This window comes from Mesorhizobium sp. B2-6-2, assembly GCF_006440615.1.
In the GTDB taxonomy this organism is placed as follows: domain Bacteria; phylum Pseudomonadota; class Alphaproteobacteria; order Rhizobiales; family Rhizobiaceae; genus Mesorhizobium.
On the sequence record NZ_VFUG01000002.1, the window covers coordinates 416,626 to 431,179 of the forward strand.

A 14,554-nucleotide genomic window follows, 5' to 3' on the forward strand; every position below is an offset into this window, starting at 1 on the left:
TTGTAAGGTGACGGCGTCGAAGAACCCGAATGGCAAGCTTGCATGTAACATTCAAAGATTATAAATTCAAGAACATGAATGTAAGAGATTTGATCCCGGCCTCAGGCAGGGCGGCCGAGCTGCTTCGGAGCCTGTCCCATCCACAGCGTTTGCTGGTGCTATGCGCCCTCGGCAACGAGGAGCGCTCGGTGGCCGAATTGCGAGAACTTCTCGACATCGACCAGGTGCCGATGTCGCAACAGCTTATGCGGCTCAGGGCCGATGGGCTGGTCGAAGCCCGTCGCGAAGGGACGACCGTCTATTACCGCATCACCAGGCCGGAAGTGCTGACTGTCATCGAGGCGCTGCATTCGGCTTTCTGCCCAAGCTGATGCATGTCGCCCAAAAGTGTGCAGCGGTTTTGGGAAGACGATGTGGATCAAAAGCGCTTCCCTTGAACGGTCGGCTTTCGCTGAACAACGCAAAATCAAAGACTTAGCTAATCTCTGTGTTGCGGCCAGTTTGGCCTTGACGACCAATTTTTACTAGTGAAATCAAGGGCTTAGTGAAATGCTGGTAGCGGGAGAGGGACTTGAACCCCCGACCCCAGGATTATGATTCCCGTGCTCTAACCAACTGAGCTACCCCGCCAGGGTGGCAAATGGCCCGAAAAACCGTCCTGGACGGATGGGTTGTTTCAAGGCGTTCGCCAAGGTCGCGCGGATATAAGGTTGGGAGGGTGGGCCTGTCAAGCTTCGAAGCGGCCGACATGCAGGCATAATCCGGCCGTCATGATCTCATCCCAGAAAAGCTTTGCCGGACAGACACTCAGGGCCTGCCCCGGGGTTGAGTTCGGCGGGGCACGTCGTTATGTCTCGGCCATGAAATTCTAGAGTTTGAGCGAATGAAGCCGCGCATCGCCGTCCTCGGTTGCGGATACTGGGGCAGCAACCATATCCGCACCCTCAAGGCGCTTGGCGCGCTCCATGCCGTTTCCGACGCCAACCGCGCCCGCGCCGAAGGTTTCGCCAGCGAGCAGGATTGCCTGGCGATCGAGCCGGACAGGCTGTTCGAGCGCAACGACATCGACGCCATCGTCATGGCGCTGCCGCCGCAATTCCATGCCGACACCGCGGTGCGGGCCGTCGAAAGCGGCAAGGACGTGCTGGTGGAAAAGCCGATCGCGCTGACGGTCGCCGACGCCGAGCGCGCGGTGAAGGCGGCAAAGGACAATGGCCGCGTCTTCATGGTCGGCCACGTGTTGCGCTTTCATCCCGCATTCGAGACGCTCAAGGCGCTGATCGACAATGGCGAGCTCGGCGAGGTGCGCTACATCCATTCGCACCGGCTCGGCCTCGGCAAGTTTCATACCGAAAACGACGCTCTCTGGGACCTGGCGCCGCACGATTTGTCGATGATTCTCGCCATCACCGGCACCGAGCCGATCGAAGTGAGGGGCGAGGGGGCAGCACTCCTCGACAATCTCAGCGACTTCGCGCATCTGCATATGCGCTTCCCGAACGGATTGCGCAGCCACCTTTTCGCCTCACGACTCAATCCCTATCGCGAGCGGCGGCTGACGGTGGTCGGCACCAAGGCGATGGCGGTGTTCGACGACGTCGAGCCCTGGGAACGCAAGCTTGCCGTCTACCGCCACGCGGTGTGGCAGGACAGCGGCCAGTGGGCCTTCACCGCCAACGAGCCTGCCTATGTGGCCGTCGGCGAGGGCATGCCGCTGACACGCGAGCTCGCCCATTTCATGCAATGCATCGAGACGCGCGTCGAACCGCGCACCGACGGCGAGGAAGCGATAAGGGTGCTGCGCATCCTGACCGCCGGCACGGTGATCCATACAGGATCGTCCGCCTGAGGCACGTTGATATTCAGGTGATGCCGGCCTGCAAACGCCAGGTTCCTCCGCTTCCGGTGCTCACGTACTTCTAGTACGCTCCGCTCCGGTTCTCGAAACCCGTCGTTTTCGGCTCGGCCTGACCTGAATCTCATCGCACCTTCGGCGAGGATCTGACCTTCAACGAAATTGGTGGAAAGGCGAGCTGGGTCACTCGGCCGGGATTTGCGCCGGCCTGGCGGCAAGCCGGGACAGCATGGCCTCGGCCTCGGCGCCGCGCTCGGAGCGCTCGATGAAGCCGCCGCCGAAGACGCGCGCCTCGTTGCCGTCGTCTGAATAGAGCACGCAGGCCTGCCCCGGCGCGATGCCCGACTCGCCGTCGGCCAGCTCGACAGAGGTCACGCCGTCGCGGTGATGCAGCACGGCCGGACGCGGCGGCCTGGTCGAGCGGACCTTGGCAAAGAGCTCGATACCGCCGGCCGGAACATCCGACAACAGTCCGTCGCCCAGCCAGTTCATGTTGCGCAGATAGATCTTGTGCGTCTCCAGCGCCTCGCGCGGGCCGACGATAACGCGCGCCCGATCGGCGTCGAGGTGGACGACATAGAGCGGCTCGCCAGAGGCGATGCCGATGCCGCGGCGCTGGCCGATCGTATAGCGCAGGATGCCTTCATGGCGGCCGAGCACGCGGCCGTCGATATGGACGATGTCGCCGGGATTGGCGGCGGCCGGCTTCAACCTGGCGATGATGTCGGAATACTTGCCCTGCGGCACGAAGCAGATGTCCTGGCTGTCCTGCTTGGCGGCGACGGTCAGGCCCATTTCCTCGGCAATGGCGCGGACCTGCGGCTTCGACAGGCCGCCGAGCGGAAAGCGCAGATAATCGATCTGCGCCTGCGTGGTGGCAAACAGGAAATAGCTCTGGTCGCGATCGGCGTCGACCGGCCGGTAAAGCGCACGATGCGCGCCACTGGCGCGCGAACGGATGTAATGGCCGGTGGCCAAGGCGTCGGCGCCGAGATCCTGGGCGGTCGCCAAAAGATCGGCAAACTTCACAGTCTGGTTGCAGGACACGCAAGGGATGGGGGTCTCGCCGGCGACATAGCTTTCGGCGAATGGATCGATGACCGCCTTGCGGAAACGTTCCTCGTAGTCGAGCACGTAATGCGGGATGCCGAGCGTCTCCGAGACGCGACGCGCGTCATCGATATCCTGTCCGGCGCAGCAGGAGCCGGCACGATGGGTGGCCGCGCCGTGGTCGTAAAGCTGCAGCGTCACGCCGACGACATCATAGCCTTCGCGCTTGAGGATGCCGGCAACGACCGAGGAATCGACACCACCCGACATCGCGACGACGACGCGGGTTTCTTCGGGGCGGCGAGGGAGATCGAGGCTGTTCATGATGCTTTCACTGTGCGGCGCTCAATGCCAATGGCCGGAATATAGGTCAAGCGCCACGCATGCGCCAGCTTGCGGCCAAGACGAGTTCACCGGCAAAATCAAGGCCCGGAGGCCGGTGTTTCAAATTCTAAACGAAATCCTAACCGGGCGTTCACGATCCTTACTTAGTCATTAGGGTTCGCTTAGGCAATTTTTAAAGCTGTGACGGTACTGTGGCGGGGATTGGGTCTTTGAGTTTTTAGTAGAGAGTACGATGACCGATCTGGTTAGACCTAGAGTCAAGTATGTTATTGGGCCCGACGGCAGCCCTCTTACGATCGCCGATCTGCCGCCGACAAACACGCGGCGCTGGGTTATCCGGCGCAAGGCGGAAGTGGTCGCCGCTGTGCGCGGCGGCCTGCTCAGCCTTGAGGAAGCCTGCCAGCGCTACAAGCTCACCACCGAAGAATTTCTCTCCTGGCAGGCATCGATCGACGAATACGGCCTTGCCGGGCTGCGCACCACGCGAATCCAGCAATACCGGCATTAAGCTGCCGGCCGAAACGAGCAAGGGCGCGGGACTCCGCGCCCTTCGCTTTTGAAACGGCCTTCCATTCAAACAGTCAGCACGACCTTTCCGATGGGTTGGGTCGCGAGGAAGGCATGGGCGGCCGCCGCCTGGTCGAGCGGGAAAGCTTTGGCCACATGCGGCATCAGCTTTTTGGCATCGACCAGCCTGGCGAGTTCGGCAAGGCCCTCGCGATCAGGCACTACAGACATGCGTTCAACGCGGATGTTCCGCTCCTTGGCCTTCGCCCTGGTGGCGTCGTGAACGTCGAGCAGCGACACCAGAACGCCGCCGTCACGCAGCACTTGCAACGACTTATCGGCGTGGTCGCCGCCGATCGGGTCCAGCACGAGATCGACATTGCCGACCTTCCCGGTGAAATCGTCCCTGGTGTAGTCGATCACCTCGTCGGCGCCGATCGAGCGGACATAGTCGGTTTTGTCCGGACTGGCGGTCGATGCCACCCAGGCGCCGCGCGCCTTAGCGATCTGCACCGCCAGATGGCCGACGCCCCCGGCGCCGGCGTGAACCAGCACGCGTTGCCCTGCCTGCAGGCCGCCATGGCGGACGAGGCCTTGCCAAGTCGTCAGCCCGGCCAGCGGCAATGCAGCCGCATGGGCATGGTCGATGGTGGCAGGTTTCGCGACGATCTCGTCCACCGGCGCCGCGGCGAGCTCGGCATAGGCGCCGGCCTGTTTGGGGAAGCGCGGCATGCCGAACACCTCGTCGCCGAGTTTCAAGGAGGTCACGCCGTCTCCGAGCGCCGCGACGGTCCCGGAAATGTCCCAGCCAAGGATGAAAGGCGGTTCGCCCAGCAGCGGATAGAACCCGCCGCGCACGGCGCCGTCGACCGGGTTGAGGCCCGCCGCCTTGACGCGGACGAGCACTTCACCGGGCCCGGGCTCGGGGTCGGGCTGCTCGGCCACGAAAAGGACCTCGGGTCCGCCGACGGAAGTCTGGATAACGGCACGCATGAACGCCTCCTGTTCGAGTGGATGTGCCCGCTATCATTTGGATAGTAATATTCAATTGTCGAGTATGTACCTTTTGTATATATAGGTACCTTATGGATAGCGAAGACAGATCCCCATGCGGCTACGACGCGTTCCGGCGCACCTGTCCGTCGCATGCGGTGCTCGAGATGCTAGCCAGCAAATGGGTCTATCTCACCGTCTGCGCGCTGCGGCGCGGCCGGCTGCGCAATGGCGAGCTGGCGCGCAAGCTGGAGGGCATCACGCCCAAAATGCTGGCTCAGACGCTGCGCGTGCTGGAGCGCGACGGTCTCGTGCGGCGCGAGGTGTTCGCGGTAATCCCGCCGCGCGTGGAGTACGAACTGACGGAGCTTGGGCGGAATCTCGCGGGATTGCTCAGCCAGATCCGCTCCTGGGCGGAAGAGCATGCATCCGAAATCAAGGATGCCCGAACCAGGGCGTCGGCCGATCACGGCGAGAAGGCCGCTATGCCGTGAAGACGGCGAGGCCGATTTTTGGCGATTGCCGGCTCTGAAGATGCCGGCATGGCCGCGACTATACCCGGCGATCAGCCGATCATGGCGCTGCGGCCGCCCGTTTCGGCCTCGCGGATCTTGGTGTCGCGCGATTCCAGCATCTCCGCCTTGGACAGCTCCGCTTCAGCTTCGCCGAGTAATGATTCGGCGGTGCTTCGCTGCTGGGCGAGGTCGCTTTGTGAATTCCTGAGGTTGTCGCGGCGCAGGCGAGCCGCCTTGGCGAAGGTCGGATAGGCGAAATGGTTGATGTCGGTGATGCCGGCTTTTTTCTCTTCGGCGATGATCTGCGCTTCCAGCTCGACCGCCATGCGCTCGAACTCGGCGATCATCATGTCCAGCTGCAAGAGCTGCCGCCGCTTCTCATTCACCTGAAACTGCTTCAGTCGAACGAGGTTTTCACGTGACTTCATGACTCGATACTCCGCAAACGCACACCTGCAATACCGTCCAGTCCGCCCGGAAAGACCTAAGCGCCGCCCGTTTCCCCCGGCTTTCCCCGGGCTATGGGAAACAAAGCCCTAAAGATTTTCGCCGGCGGTAACCATTCGTTTACGGGCATTGTTAATCATACGGGCGAGGACTTAAGGCCGGGTAAAAATTCCGGCTGCGGCGGGAAGCCCGGGCCAGCGAGTCCCTGGAGTCACTTAGGCTGACTTTTTAATGTGGTGCATTAGCGGTTTTGGTCTGTGATTCATTATTAGATTCAAGTGGGTGTAGAAAGGGGTTAAAAAATCTGGTATCGTGGATGGCACGAAATTAGGATTTGTTAACCAGTCGGTGGCACCTTCTGTTCAGGCAATCACTGCTCCGGGTCCCGGACGGGTCGTGACACGGTCCGGCAGCAGAAAAGGGGAATGAAATGCGTGTTCTGCTGATTGAAGATGACAGTGCAACCGCACAGAGCATCGAACTGATGCTGAAATCGGAGAGCTTCAACGTCTATACGACCGATCTCGGCGAAGAAGGTGTCGATCTCGGCAAGCTCTACGACTACGACATCATCCTTCTGGACCTCAATCTCCCCGATATGTCGGGCTATGAAGTCCTGCGCACGCTGCGCCTCTCCAAGGTCAAGACGCCGATCCTGATCCTCTCCGGCATGGCCGGCATCGAGGACAAGGTGCGCGGCCTGGGCTTCGGCGCCGACGACTATATGACCAAGCCCTTCCATAAGGACGAGCTGGTGGCGCGCATCCACGCGATCGTGCGCCGCTCGAAGGGCCATGCCCAGTCGGTCATCACCACCGGCGACCTTGTGGTCAATCTCGACGCCAAGACGGTCGAGGTCGGCGGTCAGCGCGTGCACCTGACCGGCAAGGAATATCAGATGCTGGAGCTGCTCTCGCTGCGCAAGGGCACGACGCTCACCAAGGAAATGTTCCTCAATCATCTCTATGGCGGCATGGACGAGCCGGAGCTGAAGATCATCGACGTCTTCATCTGCAAGCTGCGCAAGAAACTCGACGCGGCGTCCGGCGGTCAGAACTACATCGAGACGGTGTGGGGCCGCGGCTATGTGCTGCGCGAGCCGGAAGATATTCGCGTCAGCGCATAAGCGATCCCAGCGATTCGAACGAAAAAAATCCGGCTCAGGCCGGGTTTTTGCTTGAGCGCATAAGCGATCCAGGTGATTCGAACGAAAAACCCGGCTCAGGCTGGGTTTTTGCTTGAAAACGGTTCCGGCGAATCAGGCGGCTATCTTCAGGACGCGAAAGCTTTCGAGCAGTTGCGCGCGGTTGAAGGGCTTCAGCAGATAGCCTTGGGCGCCGGCGCGCTTGGCGCGCATGATCGCCGCGACGTCGACCTCGACCAGCGAGACCAGGATCTGCGGCTTGATGGGCGCTTCGATAGCACGGATGCGGCGAATAAGGTCCACGGCCGGGACGTCGGCAAGGCCACCGTCGATGACGATGACATCGGGCATGTCGCCGGCGCAAATGTCGGTAGCCTCGACTCCGGTCGAGGCCTCGACGACAATCATGTCCGAGCCGCCAAGAATGCGTTTTGCGACCTTCCTGATGACGCTCGAATCATCGACGAACAGGCAGCGCTTCATGTCCGGGTCCTCTTTGCCATCTGCCGAACCGCAATCTCGGGGTGACCGCAAAGCACCATAGGTCAATCTGGTAAAGAAGCCGAAAAGCCGTTAGGTAAAGTTTTTCCAAACACGGCATCGCGCGGCCTTGGCCCCGCAGCGCGATTACATGGATCGCGGCTGGCATTGCTCAATCTGCGCCGCCAGCAAAAATATTAGCAATAAAGATACTTCGGTTTTTCTTAGGCAGCCGCCAGCACGATCTCCTCAGCGGTCGCGTGGATCGAGATCGTCATATTGGCCTCGCGCGCCAGAAGCAGCGTATAATAGGGCTGGACCGAATGGGCGTCGATCGGCTCCTCCGGCTTGTGGCCGGAATGCAGTTCGAGGAATTTCGGCGGCACGCGCAGCATCGGGCCACTGGCCGACAGCGAAAAACGCGGCTCGGTTTCGAGACTTTCCAGCGTGACCACCAGCTTGCCGCCGCGCGGTATGGCCGCGTTGGCGACGAGAATGAGGTTGAGCAGCAGCTTGACCTTGTTCTTAGGAAGCAGCGCACGGGGGCCGTTCCACAGCAGTTCCGGCTTTTCGTTCTTCAAGAAGGCGATGGCCACGGCCTCGGCATCGCCGGTGTCGATCATCATGCCGGCGGAACCCGCGGCGCCGAAGGCGATGCGGGCAAACTGCAATCGCGCCGAGGCGTTCTTGGCGCTCTGGCGAATAAGCTTCATGGCGTCTTCGTCGGCGCCGCCTTCGTCGAGCAGCTCGAGGCCGTTGTTGATTGCGCCGACCGGCGAAATGATGTCGTGGCAGACACGGCTGCAAAGCAGCGCCGCGAGATCTGGCGCGGAAAGGGTGAAAAGCTCGGCCATCGGCGAAATCCCTACTTAAGTCATTTGTTCATGGCCGAGCGACCGTCTTCGCGCCTGCCCCCACGAATCACGCTCTTTTCCAAGGCTTTCTGAATACACAGGGCCCGAGCGCGCATCAACAAATCCAAAATAATCGACGGCGAAAATGGTGTGTTCGCGGGAGGAAACCCGCCGCAGCGGCAAAAGCACAGCCTTCGAACCGCCATCTTCGTGTGGGAGCTTAATGGTTGAAAAAGGATTACGGCATAATTTGCCAGTGATAGCCACCCCGAACGGCCGGCAAGAGCCGCAGGGGTGCGAGGCGTCGGCGAAAGTGCTCCCTGACGGAGATTGGAAGCATGTTTTCCCGATACTACGACCGGACGTTCGTCCGCGTCCTCACCATGACCATCACACTCCTGGCGGCTTTGGTCCTTTCGACCTCGGCGTCGCGGGCTCAGCAGTACACTGCTCAGGAAATCGTCGATTCCGGTCATAAATTCTTCGGCGAAACATCCGGCGGCCTGGCCACCGTCGTCGAGAAGATCTTCGCCTCCTACGGCCTGCCCAATGGCTACCTGCTCGGTGAGGAAGGATCGGGCGCCCTGATCGGCGGCCTGACCTATGGCGAGGGAACGCTCTACACCAAGAACGCTGGCGACCATAAGGTGTTCTGGCAAGGTCCGTCGCTCGGCTGGGATTTCGGCGGCGAGGGATCGCGGGTGATGATGCTGGTCTACAATCTCGACGACATCAGCAGCCTTTATAACCGCTTCGGCGGCGTTGCCGGCTCAGCCTATGTCATCGCCGGCGTCGGCTTCAACGTGCTGCAGAGCAACCGTGTGCTGCTCGTGCCGATCCGCACCGGCGTCGGAGCTCGTCTCGGAGTCAATCTCGGCTATCTGAAGCTCACCGAAAGGCCGACCTGGAACCCGTTCTAATCGGATTGCGCTCGCTACGATCGCTCGGACAGTGCTGATCGCGCCGCGGCAAGCTCTTGCCGCGGCGTTGAATTTCCGCCATGCCAAGCTGGCACAATCCAGCGATTGCCGCGCCGTAAAGTGGATAGCACGCCTTGGTCCAGTCGGTTCTGTTCTTCGTACTCGGTTTCCTTTGCGCCGTTTTTCTGGCGTCGCTGGTCGCGCCGGCGGTCTGGCGGCGGGCCGTTGTCCTCACGCGCAGGCGCCTCGAGGCTTCGCTGCCGCTGACGCCAGCCGAAATCCAGGCGGACAAGGACCGGGTGCGGGCGGAATATGCCATGACGACGCGCCGGCTGGAGATAACCGTCAAGAACCTTCAGGAAAAGGTCGCTGAGCAGCTGGTGGAGATCGGCCGCGCGAACGAGGCTTTGAAGGAGCTCGCGGTCGAGAAAAAGGACAAGAACCAGGCGCTTTCCGATCTGCAGGCCAAGACTGCGGAGCTCAGGCAGCGCGAGGAGGAGTTGCACCGCCTGGCGGAGAAGCACGCGCAGACGGAGCGGGCGTTGGAGAAGCGCGCGCTGGAGTTGCAGAAGCTCGAGCAGATGTATGACGACGCCAGCTTCTCGTCCTCGAACCGGCAGATCGAGCTGGTTGCGCGCGAATCGGAGCTGGAAAAGCTGGCCAGTGACATCGCGTTGCTCAAAGGCCAGCGCAGGGAGGCGGACCGACGCAATCAGGAGGTCGCGTCGGAAAGCAAGGCCGCACGCGAAGCGCTGAAGGCGGAGAAGAAGAAAACGGCCGAACTCGACAAGAAGGTCGAGCGGCTGCTCGCGACGCTTGCCGACCGCGAGGAAAAGCTCGACCGCCGCGAGAAGGATCTCGCCCGAATGCGCGAACGTTCGAAGGAGAGCGCTGCAAACGGCGTCGCGCGGCCGGCTGCCGGAACGGACGCGAAAGGCGACGATGTCGACAAGGCAATCGCCAGGCTCGAGGGCGATCGGGAACGGCTGGAGGCAAGACTGACGGCGCTGGCGCGCGAGAACAAGCGGCTGAAGACTGATCTTGCCGCCGCGTCGGGGGCGGCAATGCCCGAATCGGCGGGCGACGCACGCTCCGGCGCCGGTCTCCGCGAACAAATGAACGAACTGGCAGCCGAGGTGGTCAATCTGACGATGAAGCTCGACGGGCCGGACTCGCCTATCGCCAAGGCCTTGGCGGGCGAGGGGCAGCAAAATGGGCGCGGCGCCAGCCTTGCCGATCGTGTCAGGGCTTTGCAGAAGGCCGGCTCGTCCAACTGAACAAGAGGTGTTCCCGCTATCCGGCCGGCGGATCAGCGGCCCTTGAAAAGTGATGCAGGGCTATTGCCGACGCGGCGGCGACGTTCAGGCTGTCGAAACCTTCCGCCATACCGATCCGCACCGTATGCAACCGGGCAAGCAGGTCTTGCGGCAGGCCTTCGCCTTCGGTGCCGAGATAGAGCGCCAGCCTGGCCGAATGTGGCGCGGCCCGGATGTCGGTGGTGCCGCTCGGCGATAGCGCGAACTGGGCGAAGCCAAGCCGATCGAGCGTCGCGGTGAACGTTCCGGTGTCGACGAATGACGCGAAGGGAACCTTCAGCGCCGCACCGACCGAAACACGGATTGCCTTGCGGTAGAGCGGATCGCAGCACGTCTGGTCGAGCAGCACCGCGTCGGCGCCGAAGGCCGCCGCATTGCGGAAGATCGCGCCCATATTATCGTGATTGGATATGCCGACCAGGACGACGGCCAAGGCACGCCGGGGCAAGGTTTCCACCAGAATCTCAGCGGGCGCCGGATCGCCGCGCAAGCCGATCGCCAGGATGCCGCGGTGCATGTGAAAGCCGGCGATCCGGTCCATGACCTCGCCGGCGGCGACATGGACCGGAAAACCCGGGGGCGCCTTGCGCAAGATGTCCTGCACGCCAGCCAGCCTGTTTTCGAGGATGAGGGCAGACTCGGCGGCGAAGCGTCCGTTCGACAGAAGAAGGTCCAGCACGACCTTGCCTTCGGCGACGAAGCGGCCATGCCGGCCGACGAGGTCGCGCTCGCGAATGTCGAGATAGGCGGCGACGCGCGGGTCCCGAGGATCGTCGATGGGGATGAGGTTCATCCAAATCTCGCCGGCAAAAATTGCCAGCGAGATAAGGGGCTTTGGATGGCGCGGGTCAAGCCCCGGCGCGGCGCAACCGATAGGCCATCTGTGAAAGGTCGCCGTCGCCGAAAATGCCTTCCAGCATGCGCAGCAATTCGCGCACCGCCTCGGATTTGCAGGAATAGTAAATCATCTGGCGGTCGCGCCGGGTCTCGACGAGATCGAGCGCCCTCAGCTTGGCGAGATGCTGCGACAGCGCGGACTGGCTGAGTTGCACCTTCTCGGCAATGGCGCCGACCGACATTTCATCGTCGATCAGGTGAGCCATGATCAACAAGCGCTTTTCGTTGCCCATGAGCGTGAGAAAGGCGGCCGCCGATTCCGCATTGGCGATTAGCTTATTTGAGATCATAGATCCCCCAAGGGTCCTGGCTCATCCAGACGCCAGGGGGCAATGGCGCCTGATTCCACGATGTTCAGATGTCGATAGGCGCTGCTGAATCAGCGCCACTACAAAGGTAGATCATTTCATCTAAATCTCAAGCGTTGCTTTTGCCGGCGCGCGATCAACTATCGCTCTTGCTCGGCCGCGCGTCCCGCCCTGGCCATCTCGACAAGCACCGAACGCAATTCGAGCGCGCTTTGCAAAGGCCGGGGAAAGAAAATCCTGCAGGTCGCATCGGGGGCGGCGAGATCCATGCCATCGGGGTCGAAACCGGTGACGATCCAGCCGTCGCCTTCGGCGCGGCCGAAGTGGCGGGCATAAAGAGCAAGCGCGTCGCGATGGTCGGTATTCATGTGATCGAGTGCGGCCTGCTCGCTGCCGGCGAACTCCTCGATAAGGGCGGGATCGGTGATGAAATCATCACGGTCGAGAAGAAAGGCCTTGCCGAAGCCGCCATTCAGGCTGGCGCGCTCGGGCTCGAGCCGGAAGAACGAGAAGTCGCCGAGCCCGGCATAGAGCTTCGCCTTGGGATTGCGGTTGAGATAGCGGCGTTCGGCTCGGATCTGATCGGCAGATCCCCGCTCCAGCCGCAAGGCCCGGCATGCCAGGCTGATGCGCGGATGCGCCAGCGGATCGCCCTTGCCGGGCTCGCCAAGCAGCAGCGAACAGCGCGGATCGGCGAGCAACGCCCCGGTGTGCGCGGACAGCATCGAGATCAGGACCAGCGGCGCGCCGTCGATGTCGGTGGCGACGCCAACCCTGCTTGCCAGCGGCGCGCCGGTGCCGGGCTCGATCGCCGCGAGCGCGCCGAAACGTGCTGAGCGGATCAGGGTTTTCGCGAGCCTGATCGCCTCGGCGTCGGTCTCGCGGATGACATCCTTCTTCGGTTCGGTCACAGGTTCACCCGAGATAAGTTGATTTTGGTTCTCCGGTTATCCGCCGAGTACACCTGCCTTTGCAAGGGCTGCGATTTCGTCTTCGCTCAAGCCGAAACGGGTCAATATGTCCGCAGGCTCGCGATCGGCGACGTCCGGCGCCGCGGAAAGCGTCTGCGGGTTTTGCGAGAAACGCGGCGCGGGCGCCGGGCGGTCGAGCTCGCCGGACTTCACAAAGCTTTTCCTGGCACGGTTGTGCGGATGGTTCCTGGCTTCGACCAGGGACAGCACGGGCGCCACGCAAGCGTCGGTTACGGCGAAAAACGTGGCCCATTCGTCGCGCGTCTTCTTCTTGATCCGGCCGGCGATGGCGGCGCGCATCGCGGGCCACGATGACTTTTCATACTGGCTGCGGACAAAATGCTCGTCGAGCGGCAGCAGCCTGGCGAATTCGGCGAAGAAGCGCGGTTCGAGGCAGCCGACGGCAATGTGCCTTGCGTCCGCCGTCTCATATGTATCGTAGAACGGCGCACCGGAGTCGAGCAGGTTCTCGCCGCGCCTGTCGCTCCAGAGCCCCGCCGCCATGTAGGCGTGGATGGGTGCGGCGAGCATCGAGGCTCCCTCGATCATCGAGGCATCGATCACCTGGCCCTTTCCGCTGCGCGAGCGCTGGAAAAGAGCGGCGAGCACGCCGGCAATCAGCATCATGGCGCCGCCACCTTGATCCGCGACGAGGTTGAGCGGTGGCACCGGCGGCGCGTCGTGCCTGCCGATCGCATGCAAGAGGCCCGCATGAGCGAGATAGGTGATGTCGTGTCCTGCTCGCCCGGACAGCGGCCCGTCCTGTCCGAATCCGGTCAAGCGGCCATAGATCAGCGCCGGATTGCGCTGCAGAACGGCATCCGGCCCGAGGCCGAGCCGCTCCATCACGCCGGGGCGAAAGCCTTCGACAAGCAAGTCGGCCCCTGCCGCAAGGCGCAGCAGCAGGTCGGCGCCCGGCTGGCTCTTCAGGTCGAGCTTGAGAATGGAACGGCCGTGGCGGTCGAGATCGTATTGTTCGGGCAGGCTCAGAAGCGGCTGGCCGGCATCGGCGCGTTCGATGCGCAGCACCTCGGCACCCATTTCGGACAACATCAGGGCGGCAAGCGGCACCGGACCAAGCCCGGCCATCTCGATCACTTTCAGGCCGGCGAGCGGTCCGGTCTTTCCGGTGGAAGCCCCGGCGCCTGTCGGCGAGCCAGACATCCCGCTTATTTCGGCGCCATGCGGATAGCGCCGTCGAGGCGGATGGTCTCGCCGTTCAACATCTGGTTCTCGACGATGTGGAGCGCAAGCGACGCATATTCGGACGGATCGCCGAGCCGCGGCGGGAAGGGCACGGAAGCGCCGAGCGAATCCTGCACCTCCTGCGGCATGCCGGCCATCATCGGCGTCCTGAAGATGCCGGGCGCGATGGTGCAGACGCGAATGCCGGATCGCGCCAGATCGCGGGCCACAGGCAGCGTCATGCCGACGACGCCGCCCTTGGACGCCGCATAGGCGGCCTGCCCGATCTGGCCGTCATAGGCGGCGACGGAGGCGGTGTTGACGATGACGCCGCGCTCGCCGCCGGCGAGCGGATCGAGTTTTGCGGTCCGGTCGGCGACGAGGCGGATCATGTTGAAGGTGCCGACCAGGTTGATCTCGATCACCTTGCGGTACTGGTCGAGCGGATGCGGTCCATCCTTGCCGATCGTCTTCACGCCGATGGCGATGCCGGCGCAATTGACCAGGATGCGCGGCTGCCCGAGCTTTTCAGCCACTTCGGCGATCGCGGCCGTAGCGCTGTCGCCGCTGCCGACATCGCATCTGACGGCAATGCCGCCGATGTCGGCCGCGACTTTCGCCGCACGCTCGATGTCCACGTCGAGGATGGCGACACGGGCACCCTTGGCCGCCAACGCTCGCGCCGTCGCCTCGCCAAGGCCCGACCCGCCGCCGGTGACGATCGCGATCTGGCCGTTCGGGTTCATGCAAGCCTCCCAGGAACCGGA

Annotated in this window: 17 protein-coding genes and 1 tRNA gene; 7 read left to right on the forward strand and 11 right to left on the reverse strand. The window is 62.6% G+C overall.

Annotated elements, in window-relative coordinates; translation table 11 throughout:
* Positions 1–74: 74 nt before the first annotated feature.
* On the forward strand, positions 75–371 hold the full coding sequence (locus tag FJ419_RS07355; protein ID WP_140541845.1) for a metalloregulator ArsR/SmtB family transcription factor: 297 nt from the start codon (positions 75–77) through the stop codon (positions 369–371).
* A gap of 182 nt (positions 372–553) precedes the next feature.
* Here the strand turns inward: FJ419_RS07355 and FJ419_RS07360 are convergent.
* A tRNA-Met gene (locus FJ419_RS07360) sits at positions 554–630 on the reverse strand.
* A gap of 253 nt (positions 631–883) precedes the next feature.
* On the opposite strand from FJ419_RS07360, the gene FJ419_RS07365 reads away from it, so the two are divergent.
* Entirely contained in the window at positions 884–1,849 is a 966-nt protein-coding gene (locus FJ419_RS07365) for a Gfo/Idh/MocA family oxidoreductase (RefSeq protein WP_140688958.1), read from the forward strand.
* 189 nt (positions 1,850–2,038) lie between these two features.
* Here FJ419_RS07365 and mnmA read toward each other — a convergent pair whose 3' ends face one another.
* A complete protein-coding gene (gene mnmA, locus FJ419_RS07370; protein WP_140688960.1) occupies positions 2,039–3,229 on the reverse strand; it encodes a tRNA 2-thiouridine(34) synthase MnmA in 1,191 nt (396 codons plus the stop codon).
* Positions 3,230–3,482: 253 nt separating this feature from the next.
* On the opposite strand from mnmA, the gene FJ419_RS07375 reads away from it, so the two are divergent.
* A complete protein-coding gene (locus FJ419_RS07375) occupies positions 3,483–3,758 on the forward strand; it encodes a DUF1153 domain-containing protein (RefSeq protein WP_006203587.1) in 276 nt (91 codons plus the stop codon).
* A gap of 65 nt (positions 3,759–3,823) precedes the next feature.
* Here the strand turns inward: FJ419_RS07375 and FJ419_RS07380 are convergent, their stop codons facing one another.
* Positions 3,824–4,750, reverse strand: a complete 927-nt coding sequence (locus tag FJ419_RS07380; protein WP_140688962.1) for an NADP-dependent oxidoreductase — start codon at positions 4,748–4,750, stop codon at positions 3,824–3,826.
* 92 nt (positions 4,751–4,842) lie between these two features.
* Between FJ419_RS07380 and FJ419_RS07385 the strand changes: the two genes are divergently transcribed.
* Positions 4,843–5,244 carry a helix-turn-helix domain-containing protein gene (locus FJ419_RS07385; RefSeq protein WP_140688964.1) on the forward strand — a complete coding sequence of 134 codons (402 nt, stop codon included), beginning with the start codon at positions 4,843–4,845 and terminating at the stop codon, positions 5,242–5,244.
* 71 nt (positions 5,245–5,315) lie between these two features.
* Here the strand turns inward: FJ419_RS07385 and FJ419_RS07390 are convergent, their stop codons facing one another.
* Positions 5,316–5,693 (reverse strand): flagellar export protein FliJ, encoded by a 378-nt coding sequence (locus tag FJ419_RS07390; protein WP_040989842.1) that lies wholly within the window; start codon positions 5,691–5,693, stop codon positions 5,316–5,318.
* Positions 5,694–6,142: 449 nt separating this feature from the next.
* Between FJ419_RS07390 and ctrA the strand changes: the two genes are divergently transcribed.
* The gene (gene ctrA, locus FJ419_RS07395) at positions 6,143–6,838 is read left to right on the forward strand and encodes a cell cycle two-component system response regulator CtrA (protein WP_006203583.1); all 696 of its coding nucleotides are present in this window, start codon (positions 6,143–6,145) and stop codon (positions 6,836–6,838) included.
* A 132-nt stretch (positions 6,839–6,970) separates the two neighbouring features.
* Here ctrA and FJ419_RS07400 read toward each other — a convergent pair whose 3' ends face one another.
* Both FJ419_RS07400 and FJ419_RS07405 read right to left on the reverse strand, forming a co-directional pair.
* Positions 6,971–7,339, reverse strand: a complete 369-nt coding sequence (locus FJ419_RS07400) for a response regulator (protein ID WP_095766434.1) — start codon at positions 7,337–7,339, stop codon at positions 6,971–6,973.
* 221 nt (positions 7,340–7,560) lie between these two features.
* Complete coding sequence (locus FJ419_RS07405) at positions 7,561–8,190, reverse strand: histidine phosphotransferase family protein (RefSeq protein ID WP_140688971.1); 630 nt, start codon at positions 8,188–8,190, stop codon at positions 7,561–7,563.
* Positions 8,191–8,573: 383 nt separating this feature from the next.
* Between FJ419_RS07405 and FJ419_RS07410 the strand changes: the two genes are divergently transcribed.
* Together FJ419_RS07410 and FJ419_RS07415 are read left to right on the forward strand one after the other, a co-directional pair.
* A complete protein-coding gene (locus tag FJ419_RS07410) occupies positions 8,574–9,110 on the forward strand; it encodes an EipA family protein (RefSeq protein WP_224514585.1) in 537 nt (178 codons plus the stop codon).
* 134 nt (positions 9,111–9,244) lie between these two features.
* Positions 9,245–10,387, forward strand: a complete 1,143-nt coding sequence (locus tag FJ419_RS07415; protein WP_140688979.1) for a hypothetical protein — start codon at positions 9,245–9,247, stop codon at positions 10,385–10,387.
* A 16-nt stretch (positions 10,388–10,403) separates the two neighbouring features.
* Here FJ419_RS07415 and FJ419_RS07420 read toward each other — a convergent pair whose 3' ends face one another.
* From FJ419_RS07420 to FJ419_RS07440, 5 genes are all read right to left on the reverse strand, one after another.
* Positions 10,404–11,219 (reverse strand): RNA methyltransferase, encoded by an 816-nt coding sequence (locus FJ419_RS07420; protein WP_140688984.1) that lies wholly within the window; start codon positions 11,217–11,219, stop codon positions 10,404–10,406.
* Positions 11,220–11,274: 55 nt separating this feature from the next.
* On the reverse strand, positions 11,275–11,613 hold the full coding sequence (locus FJ419_RS07425; RefSeq protein WP_095766438.1) for a metalloregulator ArsR/SmtB family transcription factor: 339 nt from the start codon (positions 11,611–11,613) through the stop codon (positions 11,275–11,277).
* Positions 11,614–11,771: 158 nt separating this feature from the next.
* The gene (locus tag FJ419_RS07430; RefSeq protein ID WP_140688986.1) at positions 11,772–12,542 is read right to left on the reverse strand and encodes a HugZ family protein; all 771 of its coding nucleotides are present in this window, start codon (positions 12,540–12,542) and stop codon (positions 11,772–11,774) included.
* A gap of 36 nt (positions 12,543–12,578) precedes the next feature.
* Complete coding sequence (locus tag FJ419_RS07435; protein WP_140688991.1) at positions 12,579–13,766, reverse strand: CaiB/BaiF CoA-transferase family protein; 1,188 nt, start codon at positions 13,764–13,766, stop codon at positions 12,579–12,581.
* Positions 13,767–13,771: 5 nt separating this feature from the next.
* A complete protein-coding gene (locus FJ419_RS07440) occupies positions 13,772–14,533 on the reverse strand; it encodes a 3-hydroxyacyl-CoA dehydrogenase (RefSeq protein ID WP_140688995.1) in 762 nt (253 codons plus the stop codon).
* Between the last annotated feature and the right edge of the window lie 21 nt (positions 14,534–14,554).